This is a genomic window from Rathayibacter sp. AY1F4, assembly GCF_002931775.1.
In the GTDB taxonomy this organism is placed as follows: Bacteria; Actinomycetota; Actinomycetes; order Actinomycetales; family Microbacteriaceae; genus Rathayibacter.
The window spans coordinates 1-20,740 of the sequence record NZ_PSVE01000004.1; the positions used below are offsets into that span (position 1 = coordinate 1).

Genomic DNA, 20,740 nt, shown 5'->3' on the forward strand with positions numbered 1-20,740 from the left:
GCAGCACGCGGCAGGCCTGGGTGCCGGAGTAGTCGAACTCGACGGCCTGTCCGATGACGATCGGGCCGGAGCCGCCGACGGCGGTCCCGACACGACCCAGAAGGGCTCCTAGTCCGTGCCAACGACACGCCTCAGCACCGAACCCACCGCCGTCCTCGTCCTCGAGGACGGACGACGATTCCGGGGACAGGCCTACGGCGCCCGAGGCCGCACCCTGGGCGAGATCGTCTTCGCCACCGGCATGACCGGCTACCAGGAGACGCTGACCGACCCGAGCTACGCCGGTCAGATCGTCGTGCAGACCGCGCCCCACATCGGCAACACCGGGACCAACGACGAGGACATGGAGTCGCGCCGCATCTGGGTCGCCGGCTACGTCGTCCGCGACCCCTCCCGCGTCGTCTCCAACTTCCGCGCGCAGCGCTCCCTCGGCGACGACCTGGAGACCGACGGCATCGTCGGGATCTCCGGCGTCGACACCCGGGCGATCACCCGCCACATCCGCTCGGCCGGCTCGATGCGCGCCGGCGTGTTCTCCGGCGAGGACCTCGCCCTCCCCGAGGAGGAGCAGCTCGCGCTGGTCCTCGGCGGCCGGCAGATGCAGGGGCTCAACCTCTCCTCCTCGGTCTCGACCGACGAGCAGTACACGGTGCCCGCCCGCGGCGAGCGCGTCGGCTCGGTCGCGGTCATCGACCTCGGGGTGAAGACCTCGACGGTCGACTACCTCGCGGAGCGCGGCTTCGACGTCCACGTGCTGCCCGAGTCGGTGACCGCCGAGCAGGTGCTCGCGCTCGACCCGTCCGCGCTCTTCTTCTCCAACGGCCCCGGCGACCCCGAGGCCTCGGACCGCCACGTCGAGCTGCTGCGCACCACCCTGCGCGCCGACCTGCCGTTCTTCGGCATCTGCTTCGGCAACCAGCTGCTGGGGCGCGCTCTCGGCTTCGGCACCTACAAGCTCCCGTTCGGCCACCGCGGGATCAACCAGCCCGTGCTCGACAAGCTCACCGGCCGCGTGGAGATCACCTCGCAGAACCACGGGTTCGCCGTGGACGCGCCGATCGAGGGCGAGCTGGACTCGCCCGAGGGCTTCGGCCGCGTCGAGGTCAGCCACTACTCCCTCAACGACTCGGTCGTGGAGGGCCTGCGCTGCCTCGACATCCCCGCCTTCTCGGTGCAGTACCACCCGGAGGCGGCGGCCGGCCCGCACGACTCCAACCACCTCTTCGACCGCTTCCGCGAGATGGTCGTGCAGCGCACGGCCGGGCGCGGGGCCTCGGAGCCCACCGACATCCCCACGACCAGCAGCATCGGAGAGCAGAAGTAATGCCGCGCAGGGAAGACATCCAGAGCGTCCTGGTCATCGGCTCCGGCCCGATCGTCATCGGACAGGCCGTCGAGTTCGACTACTCCGGCACCCAGGCCTGCCGCGTGCTGCGTGCCGAGGGGGTGCGCGTGATCCTCGTCAACTCCAACCCGGCGACGATCATGACCGACCCCGACTTCGCCGACGCCACTTACGTGGAGCCGATCACGCCCAAGGCGATCGAGGCGATCATCGCCAAGGAGAAGCCGGACGCGATCCTGCCGACCCTCGGCGGGCAGACGGCCCTGAACGCGGCCATCCAGCTGCACGACCTCGGGATCCTCGAGAAGTACGGCGTCGAGCTCATCGGCGCGAGCTTCGAGGCGATCAACCGCGGCGAGGACCGCCAGATCTTCAAGCAGCTGGTGCTGGACGCGGGCGCCGACGTCGCGAAGTCCTACATCGCGCACACCGTCGACGAGGCGATCGAGTACGCCGAGGACCTGGGCTACCCCCTCGTCATCCGCCCGTCGTTCACCATGGGCGGCCTGGGCTCCGGCTTCGCCTACACCCGCGAGGAGCTGGTGCGGATGGTCGGCGACGGCCTGCACCAGAGCCCCACCACCGAGGTGCTCCTGGAGGAGTCGATCCTCGGCTGGAAGGAGTACGAGCTCGAGCTCATGCGCGACACGGCCGACAACACGGTCGTCGTCTGCTCGATCGAGAACGTCGACCCCGTCGGCGTGCACACGGGCGACTCGATCACCGTCGCACCGGCGCTGACCCTCACCGACCGCGAGTACCAGAAGCTGCGCGACATCGGCATCCGGATCATCCGCGACGTGGGCGTGGACACCGGCGGCTGCAACATCCAGTTCGCGATCGACCCGGCGGACGGCCGGATCATCGTGATCGAGATGAACCCGCGCGTCTCCCGCTCCTCCGCCCTCGCCTCCAAGGCGACCGGCTTCCCGATCGCCAAGATCGCCGCGAAGCTCGCCATCGGCTACCGCCTGGACGAGATCCCGAACGACATCACCAAGGTGACGCCGGCGAGCTTCGAGCCGACGCTGGACTACGTGGTCGTGAAGGTCCCGCGGTTCGCGTTCGAGAAGTTCCCGGCCGCCGACAAGACGCTGACCACGACCATGAAGTCGGTGGGCGAGGCGATGGCGATCGGCCGCAACTACGCGCAGGCGCTGCAGAAGGCGCTCCGCTCGCTCGAGAAGCGCGGCTCGTCGTTCCACTGGGGCGCGCAGGAGCGCTCGGTCGAGGAGCTGCTCGAGATCGCGAGGACCCCGACCGACGGCCGCATCGTCACCGTGCAGCAGGCGCTGCGCCTGGGAGCCACGGTCGAGCAGGCGTTCGAGTCCACGAAGATCGACCCCTGGTTCCTCGACCAGATCGTGCTGATCAACGAGATCGCCGACCTGGTGCACGAGCACGACGGCCTCGACGCCGGACTCCTCCGCCTGGCGAAGGACCACGGCTTCTCGGACGCGCAGATCGCCGAGCTCCGCGGGCTCGACGAGGCGGAGGTCCGCCGCACCCGCTACGCGCTGGACGTGCGCCCGGTCTACAAGACCGTCGACACCTGCGCGGGCGAGTTCCCGGCGCTCACGCCGTACCACTACTCCTCGTACGACGAGGAGACGGAGGTCGTCGCCGCCGACCGCCGCAAGGTCGTCATCCTGGGCTCCGGCCCCAACCGCATCGGCCAGGGGGTCGAGTTCGACTACTCCTGCGTGCACGCCTCGTTCGCGCTCTCGGACGCGGGCTTCGAGACGATCATGATCAACTGCAACCCCGAGACGGTCTCGACCGACTACGACACCTCGGACCGCCTCTACTTCGAGCCGCTGACGCTCGAGGACGTGCTCGAGGTCATCCACGCGGAGTCGCAGTCCGGCGAGCTCGTCGGCGTCGTCGTGCAGCTGGGCGGCCAGACGGCGCTCGGGCTCGCCGCGGGTCTCGAGGCGGCCGGCGTGCCCATCCTCGGCACCACCCCCGCGAACATCGACCTCGCGGAGGAGCGCGGCGCGTTCTCGCGGATCCTCGACGAGGCGGGACTTCTCGCTCCGCGCAACGGCACCGCGACCGACCTCGACGGCGCCCGCGAGGTCGCGGTGGAGATCGGCTACCCGGTCCTCGTCCGTCCGTCGTTCGTCCTCGGCGGGCGCGGCATGGAGATCGTCTACGGCACGCCGCAGCTCGAGGACTACTTCGAGCGGATGGCCGGCGAGGGGATCATCGACGAGGCGCACCCGCTGCTGGTGGACCGCTTCCTCGACGACGCGATCGAGATCGACGTCGACGCGCTCTTCGACGGCGAGCAGCTCTACATCGGCGGCGTGATGGAGCACATCGAGGAGGCCGGCATCCACTCCGGCGACTCGGCGTGCACGCTCCCGCCGGTGACGCTCGGCCGCCGCCAGATCGACCAGGTGCGGGAGGCGACCCTCGCGATCGCGCAGGGCGTCGGCGTCCGGGGACTGCTGAACGTCCAGTTCGCGATCGGCCAGGGCGTGCTCTACGTGCTCGAGGCGAACCCCCGGGCCTCGCGCACCGTGCCGTTCGTGTCGAAGGCGCTGGGCATCCCGCTCGCGAAGGCCGCGTCGCGCCTGATGGTGGGCGAGACCATCGCCGCGCTGAAGGCCGAGGGCCTGCTGCCCGAGCGCGACGGCTCCGACGTCCCGATGGACTCTCCCATCGCGGTGAAGGAGGCGGTCCTGCCGTTCAAGCGCTTCCGCACCAAGGAGGGCCAGATCGTCGACTCGCTGCTCGGGCCCGAGATGCGCTCCACCGGCGAGGTCATGGGGATCGACCGCGACTTCCCGCGCGCCTTCGCGAAGAGCCAGGACGCCGCCTACGGCGGCATGCCGGCGAGCGGGACCGTCTTCATCTCGGTCGCCGACCGCGACAAGCGCTCGATCGTCCTGCCCGCGCTGCGCCTGCGCCAGCTCGGCTTCGACATCCTCGCGACCGAGGGCACGGCCGAGGTGCTGAACCGCAACGGGATCCAGGCCCGCGTGGTCCGCAAGTACAGCGAGACCGCCGAGGGCGACGCGCCCTCCATCGTCGAGCTGATCGCCCGCGACGAGGTCGACGTGGTGATCAACACGCCCAGCGGAGGAGCGACCCGCGCCGACGGCTACGAGATCCGCGCGGCCGCGGTCGCCGCGGACAAGCCGCTGTTCACCACGATCGCCCAGCTCGCGGCGGCGGTCGCCTCGCTCGACGCGGCGAACGAGCCCTTCGAGGTGACGAGCCTGCAGGACTACGCCCTGCGCCGCGCGGAGCGCACCGCGTGAGCGGCGGCGCGGCGGGCACCGCCTCCTTCGGCTCGCGCCTCGAGGCGGCGTTCGCCGCGCACGGCCGGCTCTGCGTCGGGATCGACCCGCACGCGTACCTGCTCGACGCGTGGGGCCTCGCCGACGACGCGGCCGGGCTCGAGAGCTTCGGACGCACGGTCGTCGAGGCGGCGGCCGGCCGTGTGGGCGTGGTGAAGCCGCAGATCGCGTTCTTCGAGCGGCACGGCTCGGCGGGCTACGCCGCGCTCGAGCGCGTGCTCGCCGACGCGCGCGAGGCCGGACTGCTGGTGATCGCCGACGTCAAGCGCGGCGACATCGGCACGAGCGTCACCGCCTACGCCGAGGCGTGGCTCCGGCCGGGCTCACCGCTCGAGGCGGACGCCATGACCGCGGCGGCCTACCAGGGGCTCGGCTCCCTCGAGGGGATGCTGACCCTCGCCGAGGAGGCCGGCAAGGGCGTGTTCGTCCTCGCAGCCACCTCCAACCCCGAGGCCCGCCCCGTGCAGCGCGCCCTCGTGCAGGACGGCGGCCGGGCGGGATCCACCGTGGCACGCGCGGTCGTGGCGGACGTGGCATCCTGGAACGACGCTCACGCTCGCGCGTCGATCGGCTCGGTCGGCGTGGTGCTCGGCGCCACTGTCGCCCTGGGCGACTTCGGCATCGGCATCGACGAGCCGCTGCACCCCGCACTCCCGGTGCTCGCGCCCGGCTTCGGCCACCAGGGCGCAGCCGTCGCGGACGCGCAGCGGCTGTTCGGCGCGCTGAGCGCCGCCACCATCGTCAGCGAGTCGCGCAGCGTGCTCGGCGCCGGCCCCTCGGGGATCGCGGCCGAGATCACCCGCCGCGCGACCGACATCCAGGAGACCCTTGTCCGCTGAAACCGTCAGCCCCGATCCCGGCGCCTCCTCGCGCCCGGAGGCCGTGCGCCGTCCCTCGCCGCCCGAGGTCGACCGGCGCGCCGCCTCCGAGGCCGCGATCGCGGCGCGCCGTGCCCGCGCCGCCGTCAAGAAGGCCGTCGCCGCCGGACGCCGCCCCGCGACCGCCGTGCTCGCGGCGGCCCAGGCCGAGCCTCTCGGAGTCGAGGGGCGGATGCGCGTCAGCGAGCTGCTCCGCGCCGTGCCCGCGCTCGGCGTGGTCAAGACGCCCCGGGTGATGGACCAGCTGCGGATCGCCGAGTCGAAGCGCCTCGGCGGCCTCGGCCGGCGCCAGGTCGAGGGCCTGGCGTCGTTCCTCGAGGAGCGGGAGTCGCGGCAGCGCCGCCCCGGCCGCAACCGCCTGCTCGTCCTCGCCGGTCCGACCGCGGTCGGCAAGGGCACCGTGTCTACCTACATCCGCGAGAACTACCCGGACGTCCTGCTCTCGGTCTCGGCCACCACCCGGGCCCCGCGTCCGGGCGAGGTGGACGGCGTCAGCTACTACTTCGTCGACGACGCCGAGTTCGACCGGATGGTCGCGGCGGGGGAGTTCCTCGAGTACGCCGTCGTCCACAACGCTCACCGCTACGGCACGCCCCGCGGCCCCATCGACGCCGCGCTGGAGCAGGGCCGGCAGGTGATGCTCGAGATCGACATCCAGGGTGCCCGCCAGGTGCGCGAGCGGATGCCGGATGCGCGGCTGGTCTTCCTCCTGCCGCCGAGCTGGGACGAGCTGGTCCGCCGCCTGGTCGGCCGCGGCACCGAGAGCGCGGAGGAGCAGGAGCGCCGTCTGGCCACCGCGAAGGTGGAGTTGGCCGCGCAGGACGAGTTCGATTTCGCCGTCGTCAACAGCACCGTGCCCGAAGCGGCCCGCGAGGTCGTAGAATTGATGTCGCCTCGTGCCGACGGTGCGCCCGCTGACCCGGGCCGCTGACACCGGGCCACCGACCACCTCCGGGCCGACGCCCCGGGTCCCACCGGGCACACGCCCCTCGGAGCCCGCGCGCCGTGTTGCTCCGGAGCCGCAGATCGGCGCTGATGCGCCTGCAAGGAGACACCCATGGCCAACAACCTCGGCATCATCGACCCGCCCATCGACGAGCTCCTCTCGAAGGTCGACTCCAAGTACGCGCTGGTGATCTTCGCCTCCAAGCGCGCCCGCCAGATCAACGACTACTACGCCGACCTCCACGAGGGCAGCCTGTTCGACAACGTCGGCCCGCTGGTCGACTCCACCATCGACGACAAGCCCCTCTCGGTCGCACTGCACGAGATCAACGAGGACAAGCTCGTCGCCAAGCCCCTCGCCGAGTAGTCCCCTCCGGGTGGGCTCCTCTCTCGAGGCCGGCCGACGGCTCAACGTCGTCGTCGGCATCACCGGCGGCATCGCCGCGTACAAGGCCGTCGGAGTCGTCCGCGCGCTGGTCCTCGCGGAGCACGACGTGCACGTCGTCGCGACCGAGGCCGCGCTGCGCTTCGTCGGGAAGCCCACCCTCGAGGCCATCTCGCGGAACCCGGTGCACACCGAGCTCTACGAGGGCGTCGCCGAGGTCCGGCACGTGGCCATCGGCCAGGCCGCCGACCTCATCGTGATCGCGCCCGCGACGGCGCACACGCTCGCCAAGCTCGCTGCCGGCCTCGCCGACGACCTGCTCGGCAACACGGTGCTCGCGAGCACCGCCCCGCTCGTGGTCGCCCCCGCGATGCACACCGAGATGTGGGCGAACGCCGCCACCGTCGCGAACACGGCGGTGCTCCGCTCCCGCGGCGTGCACGTCGTCGGCCCCGCGGTCGGCCGCCTCACCGGCGCCGACTCGGGCCCCGGCCGCATGGAGGAGCCCGAGACGATCGTCGCGGAGGCCCTCGCCGTCCACGCCCGCTCCGCCTCCGCCCGCCGCGACCTCGCGGGCGTGCGCGTCCTCGTGACCGCCGGCGGCACCCGCGAGCCCCTCGACCCGGTGCGCTTCGTCGGCAACCGCTCCAGCGGCAGGCAGGGCGTCGCGCTCGCGCTGGCCGCTGCGGCCCGGGGCGCGGAGGTCACCCTCCTCGCCGCGAACCTCGACGTGCCGGCGCCGGAGGGCGTCACGGTCCTCCCGGTGGGCACCGCCCTCGAGCTGCGCGAGGCCGCCCTCGCCGCGGCCCCCGGCGCGGACGTCGTGATCATGGCCGCGGCCGTCGCCGACTACCGGCCCGCCGCGGTCGCCGACGCGAAGATCAAGAAGGAGCAGCAGGGCGACCGTCTCGTCCTCGAGCTCGTCAAGAACCCGGACGTCCTCGCCGAGATCTCCGCCTCCCGGCGGGAGGGGCAGATCGTCGTCGGCTTCGCCGCGGAGACCGAGCCGGACCGGGACGCGATGCTCGCGCTCGGCCGCGCCAAGATCGCCCGCAAGGGCTGCGACCTGCTCGTCCTCAACAGGGTGGGCTGGGCCGAGGGCTTCCAGAGCGACAGCAACGCCGTCGTGGTCCTCGATCGGGCCGGCGATATAGTTGGCGAGGCCTCGGGCAGCAAGGCGGAGGTGGCCGATCGCGTCCTCGACGCGGTCGTGCGCTAGCCCCGCCGGTCCGCCCGCCCAGGCGCCGATCGCCTGCCGCCCGGCATCGCGCCCGCCAGGCCACTCCCGGTACGAACGACCCCGGTCCGCACGAGCCGGGACGAGAAGAGAAGCATGACCTCCGGTCCCCTCCGCCTGTTCACCTCCGAGTCCGTCACCGAGGGCCACCCGGACAAGATCTGCGACCAGATCTCGGACCGCATCCTCGACGCCCTGCTCCGCGAGGACCCGCACAGCCGGGTCGCCGTCGAGACGCTGGTCACGACGGGACTCGTGCACGTCGCGGGCGAGGTCTCCACGAGCGGCTACGTCGAGATCCCCAAGATCGTGCGCGACACGATCGTCGAGATCGGCTACGACTCCTCGGAGAAGGGCTTCGACGGCCGCTCCTGCGGCGTCTCGGTCTCGATCGGCCAGCAGTCGCCCGAGATCGCAGCGGGCGTCGACACGGCGCTCGAGGTCCGCTCCTCCGAGGCGGGCGAGGACGCCTTCGACCGCCAGGGCGCGGGCGACCAGGGCCTGATGTTCGGTTTCGCGACCGACGAGACCCCCGAGTACATGCCGCTGCCGAGCTGGCTCTCGCACCGCCTCGCCGAGCGCCTGGCCGCCGTCCGCAAGTCGGGCGAGCTCGACTACCTCCGGCCCGACGGCAAGACCCAGGTCACCATCGGCTACGACGGCACCACGCCGTCCACCATCGACACCGTCGTCCTGTCCACCCAGCACGCCGAGCACGTCAGCACCGAGAGGATCCACGCGGACATCGCGGCGCACGTCATCCGCCCCGTGCTCGAGACGGTCGACCTCGACTCCTCCGCCGTGCGCCTGCTGATCAACCCGACCGGCCGCTTCGAGATCGGCGGCCCTCAGGGCGACGCCGGGCTCACCGGCCGCAAGATCATCGTCGACACCTACGGCGGAGCGTCCCGCCACGGCGGCGGCGCGTTCTCGGGCAAGGACCCGTCGAAGGTGGACCGCTCGGCCGCCTACGCCATGCGGTGGGTCGCCAAGAACGCGGTCGCCGCGGGGCTCGCCTCGCGGCTGGAGGTGCAGGTCGCCTACGCCATCGGCAAGGCGGCCCCGGTCGGCCTCTACGTCGAGACCTTCGGCACCGGCACCGTCTCCGACGAGACGATCACCGAGGCGATCCGCTCGGTCTTCGACCTGCGCCCGGCCGCGATCATCCACGCACTCGACCTGCTCCGCCCGATCTACGCGCAGACCGCGGCCTACGGCCACTTCGGCCGGGAGCTCCCCGACTTCACCTGGGAGCGCCTCGACCGGGTCGACGACCTGCGCTCCGCCGCGGGCCTCTCGTAGCGGGCGCGGCGGCGATGGCGACGAGTGGAGCCGTCGCGCGCGTGCTCCTGGACTCGCCCCTCCCGCAGCTCGACCGGCTCCTGGACTACGCGGTGCCGGAGGCGCTGCGCGGCGAGGTGGTCGCCGGCGTGCGCGTGCGGGTGCCGTTGCGGACCGGAGGCCGGATCGCCGACGCGTTCGTCGTCGAGACGGGGGAGGGGACCGAGCACGCCGGAGCGCTCAGCGGCATCGAGGAGCTGGTCTCGCCGCTCGTCGTGCTGACCCCGGAGGTCTGGGCCCTCGCCCGCCGAGTGGCCGACCGCGCCTCCGGAGGCGCGAGCGACGTGCTGCGCCTGGCCGTGCCGCGCCGCCACGTCCGCGTCGAGAAGGCGCGACTCGCCGCGGGTCCCGCTCCTGCGGCGCCCGCGGTCGAGGCGGGCGGCGTGACGGGCTACTCCGGCGCCTCCTTCGCGGGACTCTTCGAGGGGGCCCGGCTGGCGGTCGGCGCCGTGCCGGCTCCGGTGAGGCTCGACTCGGGCGCGTGGGTCGGCGGCTGGGCCGTCACGCTCGCCGAGCTCGCCCGGGACACGCTCGCCGCGGGCCGCGACGCGATCCTGGCCGTCCCCGACTACCGCGACCAGGAGCAGCTGGAGCTCGCTCTCGCCGACCTCGTCCCCGCGGAGGCGGTGGTGCGCCTCGATGCGCGGCAGAAGGGGGCCGAGCGCTACTCCGCCTTCGTCCGCTGCCTCGATCCCGGGCCGCGGGTCGTCGTCGGCAACCGCTCCGTCCTCTACGCGCCCTCCTCCGCCCTCGGCCTGATCGCGCTCTGGGACGACGGCGATCCGCTCTTCGCCGAGCCGCTCGCGCCCTACGCGCACGCCCGCGACGTCGCCCTGGTGCGGCAGGAGCAGAGCGGCGCCGGCCTCGTCCTGCTCGGCAACACGCGCACGGTCGAGGTCGAGCGGCTCGTCGAGATCGGCTTCGCGACCGAGGTGGAGCCACGGCCGAGCCGCCGCCCGCACGTCGTGCCGACCGCGCAGCAGTGGGCGGCCGACGAGCACGACGCGGCAGCGCGCATCCCCTCCTCCGCCTGGCGGGAGGCGCGGAAGGCCCTCGACTCCGGTCCCGTGCTCGTCCAGGTCGCGCGCCCCGGCTACGCGCCGGTGGTCGCCTGCGCCCGCTGCCGGACCGTCGCACGCTGCAACCGCTGCCAGGGTCCGCTCGGCGTGCACTCCGAGGGCGGGCGGCCGAGCTGCGGCTGGTGCGGCCTGATCGCGGCCGACTGGACCTGCTCCGTCTGCGAGGCGACGGCTCTGCGCCTCGTCTCCCTCGGCGCGGGCCGCACCGCGGAGGAGCTCGGACGCGCCTTCCCGGGTGCCAAGGTGATCGTCGCCGACGGGCAGCGCCCCGTGCTCACCCTCCCCGACGAGCCCGCGCTCGTCGTGGCCACGCGCGGGGCGGAGCCGCGGGCCGACGGCGGCTACCACGCCGTCCTGCTGCTGGACGGCGAGCGGATGCTGGCCCGCGAGAGCCTGCGGGTCGCCGACGACGCGCTCCGCACCTGGTCGAACGCCGCGGCGCTGGCCCGCCCGGGCGCGCCGGTCCTCCTGGTCGGGGTCGGCGGCCGGCTCGCGACCGCCCTGGCGACCTGGCGGCAGGCCGAGTACCTCCGGGCCGAGCTCCAGGAGCGGCGCGCTCTGCGCTTCCCGCCCGCGGTGCGCCTGGCCACGGTGAGCGGCGACGCGCACGCGGTGGAGGAGGCGCTCGACGCGCTCGACGAGGACGACCGGCACGAGGTCCTCGGTCCTGTCGGGCTCGAGGACGGCTCCGTCCGGGCGATCGTCCGGTTCGACTACGCTCGCGGTGCGGATGTGGCCGCGCGCCTCCGCTCCGCCGTGATCCGCAACGCCACGCGCCGTCGTCGCCCGCCGACCACGCCAGGCCGCTTCCGGCCGGCCCCCCGGCTCCGGGTCCGTCTCGACGACCCCGACATCCTCTGACTCCCCAGGAGACCCCCGTGCGCCTCGTCTTCGCCGGCACGCCCGCCGCCGCCGTTCCGACCCTCCGCGACCTCGCCGCCTCCGCGCACGAGGTCGTGGCCGTGGTCACCCGGGAGGACGCCCCGGTGGGACGCAAGCGCGTGCTCACCCCCTCGCCGGTCGCCGTCGCGGCCGAGGAGCTGGGGATCCCGGTGATCCGGGCGAACCGCCTCGACGAGGACGTGACCGACCGCATCGCGGGGCTCGCCCCCGACCTCGGCGTGATCGTGGCCTACGGCGGCCTCGTCCGGCAGCGCCTGCTGGCGGTGCCGCGCCTGGGCTGGATCAACCTGCACTTCTCCCTGCTGCCGCGCTGGCGCGGGGCGGCTCCCGTCCAGCGGGCGCTGATGGCGGGCGACACGCGGATCGGCGCGAGCGTCTTCCAGCTGGTCGCCGAGCTCGACGCCGGTGACGTGTACGCCGAGCTCGCCGTCGACGCGGGGGAGCGCACCGCGGGCGAGCTGCTGACGGAGCTGGCCGGGAGCGGCGCCGGCCTCACCCTCGGCGTGGTCGACGCGCTGGAGGAGGGCACGGCCGTCGCGACTCCGCAGACCGGAGAGGCGACCCCCGCTCCCAAGCTCGACGCCGCCGACGGCCGGATCGACTGGAGCCTCCCGACCGCGCGGGTCCTCGCGCTCGTGCGCGGAACGGCTCCCGAGCCCGGAGCCTCGACCGCGGTGGGAGACGCGCGCCTCAAGGTGCTCGCGGTCCGCGCGGCCGAGGGGGACCTCGCTCCCGGCGTCGTCCGCCTCGACGCGGGGCGCGCCCTCGTCGGCACCGCGGACGGAGCGGTCGAGCTGGTCACCGTCCAGCCCGCCGGCAGGACCCCGATGGCCGGCGCCGACTGGGCCCGCGGCCTGCGCGAGAGCACGGTGCTCGCGTGAGCGCCCGTCGCGAGGCCGCTCCCGCCCGCCGGGTCGCCTACGACGTCCTGCTCGCGGTGAGCGGGTCGGACGCCTACGCCAACCTGGTCCTGCCCGCGCGGATCAGCGCCGCCGGCCTCTTGCCCGCCGACGCGGGACTGGCCACCGAGCTCTGCTACGGCACCCTGCGGATGTCCGGCTACTACGACCGCGTGATCGCCCTCGCGGCCGACCGGTCCGTCGAGAGCATCGATGCGCCGGTGCTCGACGCGCTGCGCCTGGGCGTGCACCAGCTGCTCGCGACCCGCGTGGCCCCGCACGCCGCGGTGAACGAGAGCGTCGCGCTCGTCGCGGCCGGCTCCTCGCGGGGAGCGGTGGCCTTCGCCAACGCCGTGCTGCGCGCGGTCGCGCGCTCGAGCGCCGGCGAGTGGCGCGAGCGGGTCTCCGCGGCCGCGGTCTCCGGGGACGACCGGATCGCCGCGCTGAGCTCCCACCCCGTGTGGATCGTGCGCGCCCTGCGACGGGCGCTGGCGGCGGAGGGGGCGGCCGACGAGCTCGACGCGCTGCTCGCCGCCGACAATGCGGCTCCGCGCGTGAATCTGGTGGCTCTGCCGGGCCTGGCGTCTCCCGGCGAGATCGCCGACGCCGAATCCGACCGGTTCTCGCCGGTCGGCATGACCAGCACCGGCGGCGACCCGGAGGCGTTCCCCGCGGTGCACGAGGGCCGCGTGCGCGTGCAGGACGAGGGCTCCCAGCTCGCCGCTCTGGCGCTCTCCCGGGCGCGGCCGGTCCGCCCGGGCGAGCGCTGGCTCGACCTGTGCGCGGGACCCGGCGGCAAGGCGGCGCTGCTCGCGGCGGAGGCGCGCGCAGGCGGGGCGGCGCTGCTCGCCAACGAGGTGGTCCCGGGCCGCGCGGGCCTGGTGCGGCAGGCGCTGGCCGCCGTCGATCCGTCGGTCGAGGTGCGCACCGGCGACGGGCGCGACCTGGGCGACGAGCAGCCGGGATCGTTCGACCGCATCCTCCTCGACGCGCCGTGCACCGGTCTCGGTGCGCTGCGGCGTCGGCCCGAGGCGCGCTGGCGCAAGTCCGCGGCCGACGTGGAGCCGCTGGCCGCCCTCCAGGGCGAGCTGCTCGACTCCGCGGTGAGGGCTCTCGCTCCCGACGGGCTGCTGGCCTACGTGACCTGCTCGCCGCACCTCGGTGAGACCCGGCGCGTGCTCGCCCTCGCGCAGGAGCGGCACGAGCTCGAGCTCGTCGACACGCCGGCCGTGCTGCGCGCGGTGACGGCGGACCCGCTCCCGCTGCCGGACGGCCCCCTCCACGTGCAGCTCTGGCCGCACCGGCACGGCACCGACGCCATGTTCGTGCAGCTCCTCCGCCGCCGCCGGCCCTTCGAGGCGGCGTCCGGAGACGCCTGACCCCTCCGGAGCGGGAGCGTGCTCGGCCGGGCGGACGCGGAGGACGCTCCGATCTAGGCTGAAGGCATGCCCGCACGGATCAACCCCAGCATCCTCTCCGCCGACTTCGTGAACTTCGAGGCCGAGCTGCAGCGCATCGCCGGAGCCGACCTCGTGCACGTCGACGTGATGGACAACCACTTCGTGCCGAACCTCACCTTCGGGCTGACCATGGTCCAGCGCCTCCAGGACGTCTCGCCCCGGCCGCTCGACCTGCACCTGATGATCGACGACCCCGACCGGTGGGCCCCCGACTACGCCGAGACCGGCGCCTACTCCGTGACCTTCCACGCCGAGGCCGCGCGCGACGCCGTGGCACTCGCGCGGCGCCTGCGCGAGATCGGCTCGCGGGCGGGGATCGCGCTCAAGCCGGGCACGATGGTGGACGACTACCTCGACCTCCTGCCCGAGTTCGACCAGGTCCTCGTGATGACGGTCGAGCCCGGCTTCGGGGGCCAGTCCTTCATGGAGGAGACGATGCCCAAGCTGCGGACCCTCCGGAACGTGGTGGACCGCACCGGGCTCGACGTCTGGCTCCAGGTCGACGGCGGGATCGCTCCCGGCACGATCGAGATCGCAGCGGAGGCGGGAGCCGACACCTTCGTCGCGGGCTCCGCGGTCTTCGGCGCGGACGACCCGGAGGCCGCGATCGCGTCGCTGCGCGAGACGGCGACCGCTCACCTGCACCGGCACTGAGGCGGCCCGCGCCCGGCCGCCGTATAGACTTCCCCGGTGAAAACTTTCGACGACCTCTTCGCTGAGCTGGGCGAGAAGGCCGCCGCCCGTCCCGAGGGTTCGGGCACCGTCCGCGAGCTCGACGCCGGCGTGCACTTCATCGGCAAGAAGATCGTCGAGGAGGCCGCCGAGGTGTGGATGGCCGCCGAGTACGAGGGCGACGAGCGCACCGCCGAGGAGATCTCGCAGCTGCTCTACCACCTGCAGGTGCTCATGCTCGCCAAGGGACTGACGACGGCCGACGTCTACCGGCATCTGTGAGCCCCGCCCCGCTCGCCGGGGTGCGCCTCCGCTCCGCGCCGTCGCGCCCGCACGCTCCCCGAGGAGCCGTGCCGCCCCCTGAACAGCCGTCGAGTCATGAAGGACGTCCCGTGACCACCACCCCCGCCCCGGCGCTCCTGCGCGTCGCCGTCCCCAACAAGGGCTCCCTCTCGGAGACCGCCGGTCAGATGCTCGCGGAGGCCGGCTACACCGGCCGCCGTGACCCGAAGGAGCTGCACGTCGTCGACGAGCGCAACGGGGTCGAGTTCTTCTACCTGCGCCCGCGCGACATCGCCACCTACGTCGGCTCCGGCGCTCTCGACGTCGGGGTCACCGGCCGCGACCTCCTGATCGACTCCGGCTCCGAGGCGCGCGAGATCGCGAGCCTCGGCTTCGCGAACTCCACCTTCCGCTTCGCCGGGCCCGCCGGCCGCTACGACGAGCTCGCGCAGATCGACGGCCTCCGCGTGGCGACCAGCTACCCGGGCCTCGTGGGCCGCTTCCTCCGGGAGCACGGCGTCGAGGTGACGCTGATCCGCCTCGACGGCGCGGTCGAGTCCGCGATCCAGCTCGGCGTCGCCGACGTCATCGCCGATGTCGTCGAGACCGGCACCACGCTCCGCAAGGCCGGCCTCGAGATCTTCGGCCCGGTCATCCTGGACTCGACCGCCGTCCTGGTCTCCGCCGCGGGGGAGCCCGAGGGCATCCCGGTGCTGCTGCGCCGCCTGCAGGGCGTGCTGGTCGCCCGCGAGTACGTGCTGCTCGACTACGACTGCCCCGTCGCGCTCCTGGAGAGCGCCACGGCGATCGCCCCGGGCTTCGAGTCCCCGACGGTCTCGCCGCTGCACGACGCCGAGTGGGTGGCCGTCCGCGTGATGGTGCCGCGCTCGGACATGAACCAGGTGATGGACCGCCTGTACGACCTGGGCGCCCGCGCGATCCTGGTCACCTCCATCCACGCCGCGCGCCTGTAGAGGGGGAGCCGATGAGTCTCGCCGTCCGCGTCATCCCCTGCCTCGACGTCGCCGCCGGCCGCGTCGTGAAGGGCGTCAACTTCCAGAATCTGCGCGATGCGGGCGACCCCGTCGAGCTCGCCCGCCTCTACTTCGAGCAGGGCGCCGACGAGCTGACCTTCCTCGACGTCACCGCCACGGTCGACGACCGCTCGACCACCTACGACGTGGTGCGGGCGACCGCCGAGCAGGTCTTCATCCCGCTCACGGTCGGCGGAGGGGTGCGCAGCGCCGAGGACGTCTCGCGACTGCTCGCGCACGGCGCCGACAAGGTGGGCGTCAACTCCGCCGCGATCGCCCGGCCCGAGCTCCTCGGCGAGATCGCCGACGTCTTCGGCGCGCAGGTGCTCGTGCTCTCGCTCGACGTCAAGCGGAGCGACGCCACGGCGTCCGGCTTCGTCGTCACCACTCACGGCGGACGCCGCGAGACCGAGCTCGACGCCCTGGCCTGGGCGGCCGAGGCCGTCGAGCGCGGCGCCGGGGAGCTGCTGGTCAACTCCATCGACGCCGACGGCACCAAGCAGGGCTTCGACCTCGAGCTGATCGCCGCGATGCGCGAGCTGAGCTCCGTGCCGGTCATCGCCTCCGGAGGCGCCGGCGCCGTCGAGCACTTCGCTCCGGCCGTCGACGCGGGGGCCGACGCCGTGCTCGCCGCCTCCGTCTTCCACAACCGCGAGCTGACGATCGGCGACGTCAAGCGCGCGCTCGCCGCCTCCGGGATCGAGATCCGATGACCCCCGCCGAGCTCGACGCCGTCCTGGACCGCGCCGCCTTCGATCCGACCGGGCTCCTGCCCGCGATCATCCAGCAGCACGACACCCGCGAGGTGCTCATGATGGGCTGGATGGACCGCGAGGCTCTCCGGCGCACCCTCACCGAGGGCCGCGTCACCTTCTGGTCGCGCTCGCGTCAGGAGTACTGGCGCAAGGGCGACACGTCCGGTCACGCGCAGTACGTGCGGGGTGCCGCCCTCGACTGCGACGCCGACACCCTGCTGGTCCAGGTCGAGCAGATCGGCGCCGCCTGCCACACGGGCGAGCACGCCTGCTTCGACGTCGACCCCCTCGTGCCGTTCACCGGCCTCGGCCCGGTGGAGTGAGCATGAGCGGACGGCGGCTGAAGTACACGGCGATCCTCGGGGTCGTGCTCCTCGCCGCGCTCGAGCTGACCTCCTCCACCCAGACCTGGTCCACGCTGACCCTGGCTGCGATCGAGGGGGAGGGCCAGCGGATCGACGTGGCCGGGACCGTCGCCGCGCCCGCGCTCTCCGCCCTGGCGCTCGCGGGCCTCGCCCTCGCCGCGGCCCTCGCCATCGCCGGCCCCGTCTTCCGGATCGTGCTCGGTCTGCTCCAGGCCGTCCTCGGCGCCTCGGTGGTGCTCGAGGCCGCGACGGCACTGGGCGACCCCGTGCGCGCCGGCGCCTCGCTGGTCACCGAGGCGACCGCCATCGCGGGGGAGCAGTCCGTCGCGGCGCTCGTGGCCTCGTCCTCCGCGACGGCCTGGCCCGTCGTCGCCCTGGTCTGCGGCGTTCTCACGGCGCTGCTCGGGATCGGCGTCCTCGCGACCTCGCGCCGCTGGCCGGGAGCGGCGCGGAAGCGCGCGTCCCGCTTCGAGCCCGCCGACGGCTACGGCCACGGCGCGTCGACCGTGCAGACGGACGACGGCGACATCGACCCGGTCGTCTCGTGGGACGAGCTCTCGCGCGGCGACGACCCCACCTCGGGCCGCTGACACCGGCCGCGGTCGTGTCCGGCGGTCCAGCATCCCCGCCTCCTGCAGGCGGGTGCGCAGGCGAGTCCGGGGCCGGGCGCTCAGGCGCCTCACGCTAGACTGCTCTGGTCCCGATGCACCCCCAGGAGGAGACCCATGAGCACCGAGCACGACGACGACAACCACGGCCACTCGCCCGCAGCGTGGACGGCCGTCGTCATCATGCTGGTCGGATTCACGATCGGCACGATCGCGTTCTGGTTCGACGTGCCCCTGGTGGTCTGGCTCTCGGCCGGCCTGGTCGTGGTGGGTCTGCTCGTGGGCATGGGCATGGCCAAGGCGGGCTACGGCGTCAACGGCGCGAAGGCGAACCCGAAGGCGCGCGCCTAGGTGCTCGCCGACCTCACCGCCGGCGCCCTGGCCGACGCGGCCCGGCGCCGCGAGAGCGCCCCGCTCGAAGCCGTCGAGCGCCGCGCGCTCGCCCAGGCGCCCGCCCTCGACGCCCTGGCCGCTCTGGCCCCCGCCGAGCGCGTCAGGATCATCGCCGAGGTGAAGCGCGCCAGCCCGTCGCGCGGAGCCCTCGCCGACATCCCCGTCCCCGCCGATCTGGCCGGGCAGTACGAGCTCGGGGGAGCGAGCGCGATCAGCGTCCTCACCGAGGAGCGCCGCTTCAAGGGGTCCCTGGCGGACCTCGAGGCGGTCCGCGCGCGCGTGTCGATCCCCGTCCTGCGCAAGGACTTCGTCTCCGAGCCGTACCAGGTCCTCGAGGCCCGTGCGGCCGGAGCCGACCTGGTCCTCCTCATCGTCGCCGCGCTCGAGCAGCCCCTGCTCGCCGAGCTGCACGCCCTCGTCCTCGAGCTGGGGATGACCCCGCTCGTCGAGACGCACTCGGCCGACGAGCTCGAGCGGGCCGCCGACCTCGGCGCGCGGCTCATCGGCGTGAACGCCCGCGACCTCTCCACCTTCCAGCTCGACCGCGACCTCTTCGGCCGCCTCTCCGAGCGCTTCCCCGACGATGCGGTGAAGGTGGCCGAATCGGCCGTCCTCACCGCCGACGACGTCGCGCACTACCGCGGCTCCGGAGCCGACGTCGTCCTCGTGGGCGAGGCTCTCGTCACCGGCGGCGACCCCGTCTCCACCCTCGCCGGCTTCCTGGCGCACTGACCACTCCGATAGGCGGTACCCCCATGGCACTCCGGGATGAACTCGGCCCCTACTTCGGCGAGTTCGGCGGACGCTACGTCCCCGAGTCCCTCGTCGAGGCCCTCGACGAGCTGAGCGCCGAGTACGAGCGCACGAAGGTCGACCCCGCGTTCGCGGCCGAGCTGATGGAGCTGCACCGCAGCTACACCGGCCGTCCGTCGATCATCACCGAGGTGCCGCGGTTCGCCGAGCACGCCGGCGGTGCGCGGATCATCCTCAAGCGCGAGGACCTCAACCACACCGGCTCGCACAAGATCAACAACGTGCTGGGCCAGGCGCTGCTCACCAAGCGGATCGGCAAGACCCGCGTCATCGCCGAGACGGGAGCGGGCCAGCACGGCGTCGCGACCGCCACGGCCGCCGCCCTGTTCGGCCTCGACTGCGTGGTCTACATGGGCGAGGTCGACACCGAGCGCCAGGCCCTCAACGTCGCCCGCATGCGCCTGCTCGGCGCCGAGGTGATCCCCGTGACGACCGGCTCGCGCACCCTCAAGGACGCGATCAACGACGCGATGCGCGACTGGGTGACGAACGTCGGCACCACGAACTACATCTTCGGCACCGTCGCGGGCCCGCACCCGTTCCCGGCCCTCGTCCGCGACTTCCAGAAGATCATCGGCGAGGAGGCGCGCGAGCAGGTCCTCGAGCTGACCGGCTCGCTGCCTACCGCGGTCACCGCCTGCGTCGGCGGCGGCTCCAACGCGATGGGGATCTTCCACGCCTTCCTCGACGACCCCGAGGTCCGCCTCGTCGGCTTCGAGGCCGGCGGCGACGGGATCGAGACCCCCCGCCACGCGGCGACCATCAGCAAGGGCCGCCCCGGCGTCCTGCACGGTGCCCGCAGCTTCCTCCTCCAGGACGAGGACGGCCAGACCGTCGAGTCGCACTCGATCTCGGCCGGCCTCGACTACCCGGGCATCGGCCCGGAGCACGCGTGGCTCTCGAGCATCGGCCGCGCCGACTACCGCGCGGTCACCGACTCGGCCGCGATGGACGCGCTCATGCTGCTCAGCCGCACCGAGGGGATCATCCCCGCGATCGAGTCCGCGCACGCGCTGGCCGGCACGCTGGAGCTCGGGCGCGAGCTCGGCCCCGAGGCCACCATCCTGGTCAACCTCTCGGGCCGCGGCGACAAGGACATGACGACCGCTGCGCACTACTTCGGCCTCATGGACCAGGGCGCGGTGCAGTCGTGAGCGGCCGCGGACCGAGCGTCGCCGAGACCGTCCGGCGCCGGAACGAGGAGGCGGCGGGCGCCCTGATCGGCTACCTCCCCGTCGGCTTCCCCGACCTGCCGACCAGCATCGACGCCGCCGTGGCCATGGCCGAGAACGGCGTCGACGCGATCGAGCTGGGCCTGCCCTACTCCGATCCGGTGATGGACGGACCCGTCATCCAGGAGGCGACCCAGGCCGCCATCGCGGGCGGCTTCCGCCTCCGTCACGGCTTCGAGGCCGTCCGCGAGATCCGGGCGCGCGTCGACGTGCCGGTCCTGGTGATGACCTACTACAACCCCGTCCTGCAGTACGGGGTCGAGCGCTTCGCCACCGATCTGGCCGAGGCCGGCGGGTCCGGCCTCATCACGCCCGACCTGATCCCGGACGAGGGCGCCGAGTGGCTCGCCGTCTCCGAGCGGCTCGGACTCGACCGCGTGTTCCTCGCGGCGCCGTCCTCGACGGACACGCGCCTGCGCCAGGCCGTCGACTCGAGCCGTGGATTCGTCTACGCGGTCTCGACGATGGGCATCACCGGCGCGCGCACCGACGTCGACTCCGCGGCCCGCACCCTGGTCGACCGCCTCCGCGCCGCCGGCTCCGAGAGTGCGTGCGTCGGCCTGGGCATCTCGACCGGCGAGCAGGTCGCCGAGATCCTCGCCTACGCGGACGGCGCCATCGTCGGATCCGCCCTGGTGCGGGCACTGGCGTCCGGCGGGGTCGACGCGGTCGCCGAGACCTCCCGCGGCCTCGCCGAGGGCACCCGCCTGCGCTCCGCGCGCTGACACCCTCCCGCTACAATCGGGATGCCCACCGGGGCGCGGCCGAGCCGTGCCCGGGGGACCCCCTCCTTCGAAAGGTCGAGT

The 20,740-nt window shown here is 73.5% G+C and carries 20 protein-coding genes; all 20 read left to right on the top strand.

Annotated features, from left to right (window positions below):
- The first annotated feature begins 115 nt into the window (after positions 1-115).
- Positions 116-1,324 carry a glutamine-hydrolyzing carbamoyl-phosphate synthase small subunit gene (gene carA, locus C5C59_RS02945; protein ID WP_104250389.1) on the top strand — a complete coding sequence of 403 codons (1,209 nt, stop codon included), beginning with the start codon at positions 116-118 and terminating at the stop codon, positions 1,322-1,324.
- Positions 1,324-4,614, top strand: coding sequence for a carbamoyl-phosphate synthase large subunit (gene carB, locus C5C59_RS02950; protein WP_104237508.1), 3,291 nt, complete (start codon positions 1,324-1,326; stop codon positions 4,612-4,614). The genes carA and carB overlap by 1 nt, the downstream gene beginning before the upstream one ends.
- Positions 4,611-5,492, top strand: a complete 882-nt coding sequence (gene pyrF, locus C5C59_RS02955; protein WP_104225320.1) for an orotidine-5'-phosphate decarboxylase — start codon at positions 4,611-4,613, stop codon at positions 5,490-5,492. The genes carB and pyrF overlap by 4 nt, the downstream gene beginning before the upstream one ends.
- A gap of 43 nt (positions 5,493-5,535) precedes the next feature.
- A complete protein-coding gene (gmk, locus tag C5C59_RS02960; protein WP_104354723.1) occupies positions 5,536-6,462 on the top strand; it encodes a guanylate kinase in 927 nt (308 codons plus the stop codon).
- Between the two features lie 126 nt (positions 6,463-6,588).
- Positions 6,589-6,843: a DNA-directed RNA polymerase subunit omega gene (gene rpoZ / locus C5C59_RS02965; protein WP_104221835.1), complete on the top strand. Its 255-nt coding sequence runs from the start codon at positions 6,589-6,591 to the stop codon at positions 6,841-6,843.
- A gap of 10 nt (positions 6,844-6,853) precedes the next feature.
- Positions 6,854-8,080 carry a bifunctional phosphopantothenoylcysteine decarboxylase/phosphopantothenate--cysteine ligase CoaBC gene (gene coaBC / locus C5C59_RS02970; RefSeq protein WP_104237507.1) on the top strand — a complete coding sequence of 409 codons (1,227 nt, stop codon included), beginning with the start codon at positions 6,854-6,856 and terminating at the stop codon, positions 8,078-8,080.
- A gap of 114 nt (positions 8,081-8,194) precedes the next feature.
- Positions 8,195-9,400, top strand: a complete 1,206-nt coding sequence (metK, locus tag C5C59_RS02975; protein ID WP_104237506.1) for a methionine adenosyltransferase — start codon at positions 8,195-8,197, stop codon at positions 9,398-9,400.
- Between the two features lie 14 nt (positions 9,401-9,414).
- On the top strand, positions 9,415-11,379 hold the full coding sequence (locus tag C5C59_RS02980) for a hypothetical protein (RefSeq protein ID WP_104237505.1): 1,965 nt from the start codon (positions 9,415-9,417) through the stop codon (positions 11,377-11,379).
- Between the two features lie 17 nt (positions 11,380-11,396).
- Positions 11,397-12,302, top strand: coding sequence for a methionyl-tRNA formyltransferase (locus C5C59_RS02985; protein WP_104237504.1), 906 nt, complete (start codon positions 11,397-11,399; stop codon positions 12,300-12,302).
- The gene (locus C5C59_RS02990; RefSeq protein ID WP_104237503.1) at positions 12,299-13,699 is read left to right on the top strand and encodes an RsmB/NOP family class I SAM-dependent RNA methyltransferase; all 1,401 of its coding nucleotides are present in this window, start codon (positions 12,299-12,301) and stop codon (positions 13,697-13,699) included. Before C5C59_RS02985 ends, C5C59_RS02990 begins: the two co-directional genes overlap by 4 nt.
- 66 nt (positions 13,700-13,765) lie before the next feature.
- Positions 13,766-14,434 carry a ribulose-phosphate 3-epimerase gene (gene rpe / locus C5C59_RS02995; protein ID WP_104232661.1) on the top strand — a complete coding sequence of 223 codons (669 nt, stop codon included), beginning with the start codon at positions 13,766-13,768 and terminating at the stop codon, positions 14,432-14,434.
- 36 nt (positions 14,435-14,470) lie between these two features.
- On the top strand, positions 14,471-14,734 hold the full coding sequence (locus tag C5C59_RS03000; RefSeq protein WP_055791842.1) for a phosphoribosyl-ATP diphosphatase: 264 nt from the start codon (positions 14,471-14,473) through the stop codon (positions 14,732-14,734).
- Between the two features lie 110 nt (positions 14,735-14,844).
- Entirely contained in the window at positions 14,845-15,708 is an 864-nt protein-coding gene (gene hisG, locus C5C59_RS03005; RefSeq protein WP_104221851.1) for an ATP phosphoribosyltransferase, read from the top strand.
- A gap of 11 nt (positions 15,709-15,719) precedes the next feature.
- Positions 15,720-16,481, top strand: coding sequence for an imidazole glycerol phosphate synthase subunit HisF (gene hisF / locus C5C59_RS03010; RefSeq protein ID WP_104221853.1), 762 nt, complete (start codon positions 15,720-15,722; stop codon positions 16,479-16,481).
- Positions 16,478-16,846, top strand: a complete 369-nt coding sequence (gene hisI, locus C5C59_RS03015; protein ID WP_104237502.1) for a phosphoribosyl-AMP cyclohydrolase — start codon at positions 16,478-16,480, stop codon at positions 16,844-16,846. Before hisF ends, hisI begins: the two co-directional genes overlap by 4 nt.
- Before the next feature lie 2 nt (positions 16,847-16,848).
- Positions 16,849-17,478 carry a Trp biosynthesis-associated membrane protein gene (locus C5C59_RS03020; RefSeq protein ID WP_104237501.1) on the top strand — a complete coding sequence of 210 codons (630 nt, stop codon included), beginning with the start codon at positions 16,849-16,851 and terminating at the stop codon, positions 17,476-17,478.
- A gap of 135 nt (positions 17,479-17,613) precedes the next feature.
- Positions 17,614-17,847 (top strand): DUF6704 family protein, encoded by a 234-nt coding sequence (locus C5C59_RS03025; protein WP_104221860.1) that lies wholly within the window; start codon positions 17,614-17,616, stop codon positions 17,845-17,847.
- Positions 17,848-18,621, top strand: a complete 774-nt coding sequence (gene trpC, locus C5C59_RS03030) for an indole-3-glycerol phosphate synthase TrpC (protein ID WP_104237500.1) — start codon at positions 17,848-17,850, stop codon at positions 18,619-18,621.
- Between the two features lie 23 nt (positions 18,622-18,644).
- Complete coding sequence (gene trpB / locus C5C59_RS03035; RefSeq protein ID WP_104225310.1) at positions 18,645-19,856, top strand: tryptophan synthase subunit beta; 1,212 nt, start codon at positions 18,645-18,647, stop codon at positions 19,854-19,856.
- Entirely contained in the window at positions 19,853-20,659 is an 807-nt protein-coding gene (gene trpA / locus C5C59_RS03040; protein WP_104232657.1) for a tryptophan synthase subunit alpha, read from the top strand. Before trpB ends, trpA begins: the two co-directional genes overlap by 4 nt.
- The last annotated feature ends 81 nt before the right edge of the window (positions 20,660-20,740 follow it).

What these genes read in the sequence shown, in the direction of transcription:
- C5C59_RS03025 (WP_104221860.1), top strand. Translation starts at nt 17,614, where the DNA reads ATGAGCACCGAGCACGACGACGACAACCACGGCCACTCGCCCGCAGCG.
- rpe (WP_104232661.1), top strand. Translation starts at nt 13,766, where the DNA reads ATGCCCGCACGGATCAACCCCAGCATCCTCTCCGCCGACTTCGTGAAC.
- trpB (WP_104225310.1), top strand. Translation starts at nt 18,645, where the DNA reads ATGGCACTCCGGGATGAACTCGGCCCCTACTTCGGCGAGTTCGGCGGA.
- metK (WP_104237506.1), top strand. Translation starts at nt 8,195, where the DNA reads ATGACCTCCGGTCCCCTCCGCCTGTTCACCTCCGAGTCCGTCACCGAG.
- C5C59_RS02980 (WP_104237505.1), top strand. Translation starts at nt 9,415, where the DNA reads ATGGCGACGAGTGGAGCCGTCGCGCGCGTGCTCCTGGACTCGCCCCTC.
- C5C59_RS03020 (WP_104237501.1), top strand. Translation starts at nt 16,849, where the DNA reads ATGAGCGGACGGCGGCTGAAGTACACGGCGATCCTCGGGGTCGTGCTC.
- hisI (WP_104237502.1), top strand. Translation starts at nt 16,478, where the DNA reads ATGACCCCCGCCGAGCTCGACGCCGTCCTGGACCGCGCCGCCTTCGAT.
- hisF (WP_104221853.1), top strand. Translation starts at nt 15,720, where the DNA reads ATGAGTCTCGCCGTCCGCGTCATCCCCTGCCTCGACGTCGCCGCCGGC.
- rpoZ (WP_104221835.1), top strand. Translation starts at nt 6,589, where the DNA reads ATGGCCAACAACCTCGGCATCATCGACCCGCCCATCGACGAGCTCCTC.
- carB (WP_104237508.1), top strand. Translation starts at nt 1,324, where the DNA reads ATGCCGCGCAGGGAAGACATCCAGAGCGTCCTGGTCATCGGCTCCGGC.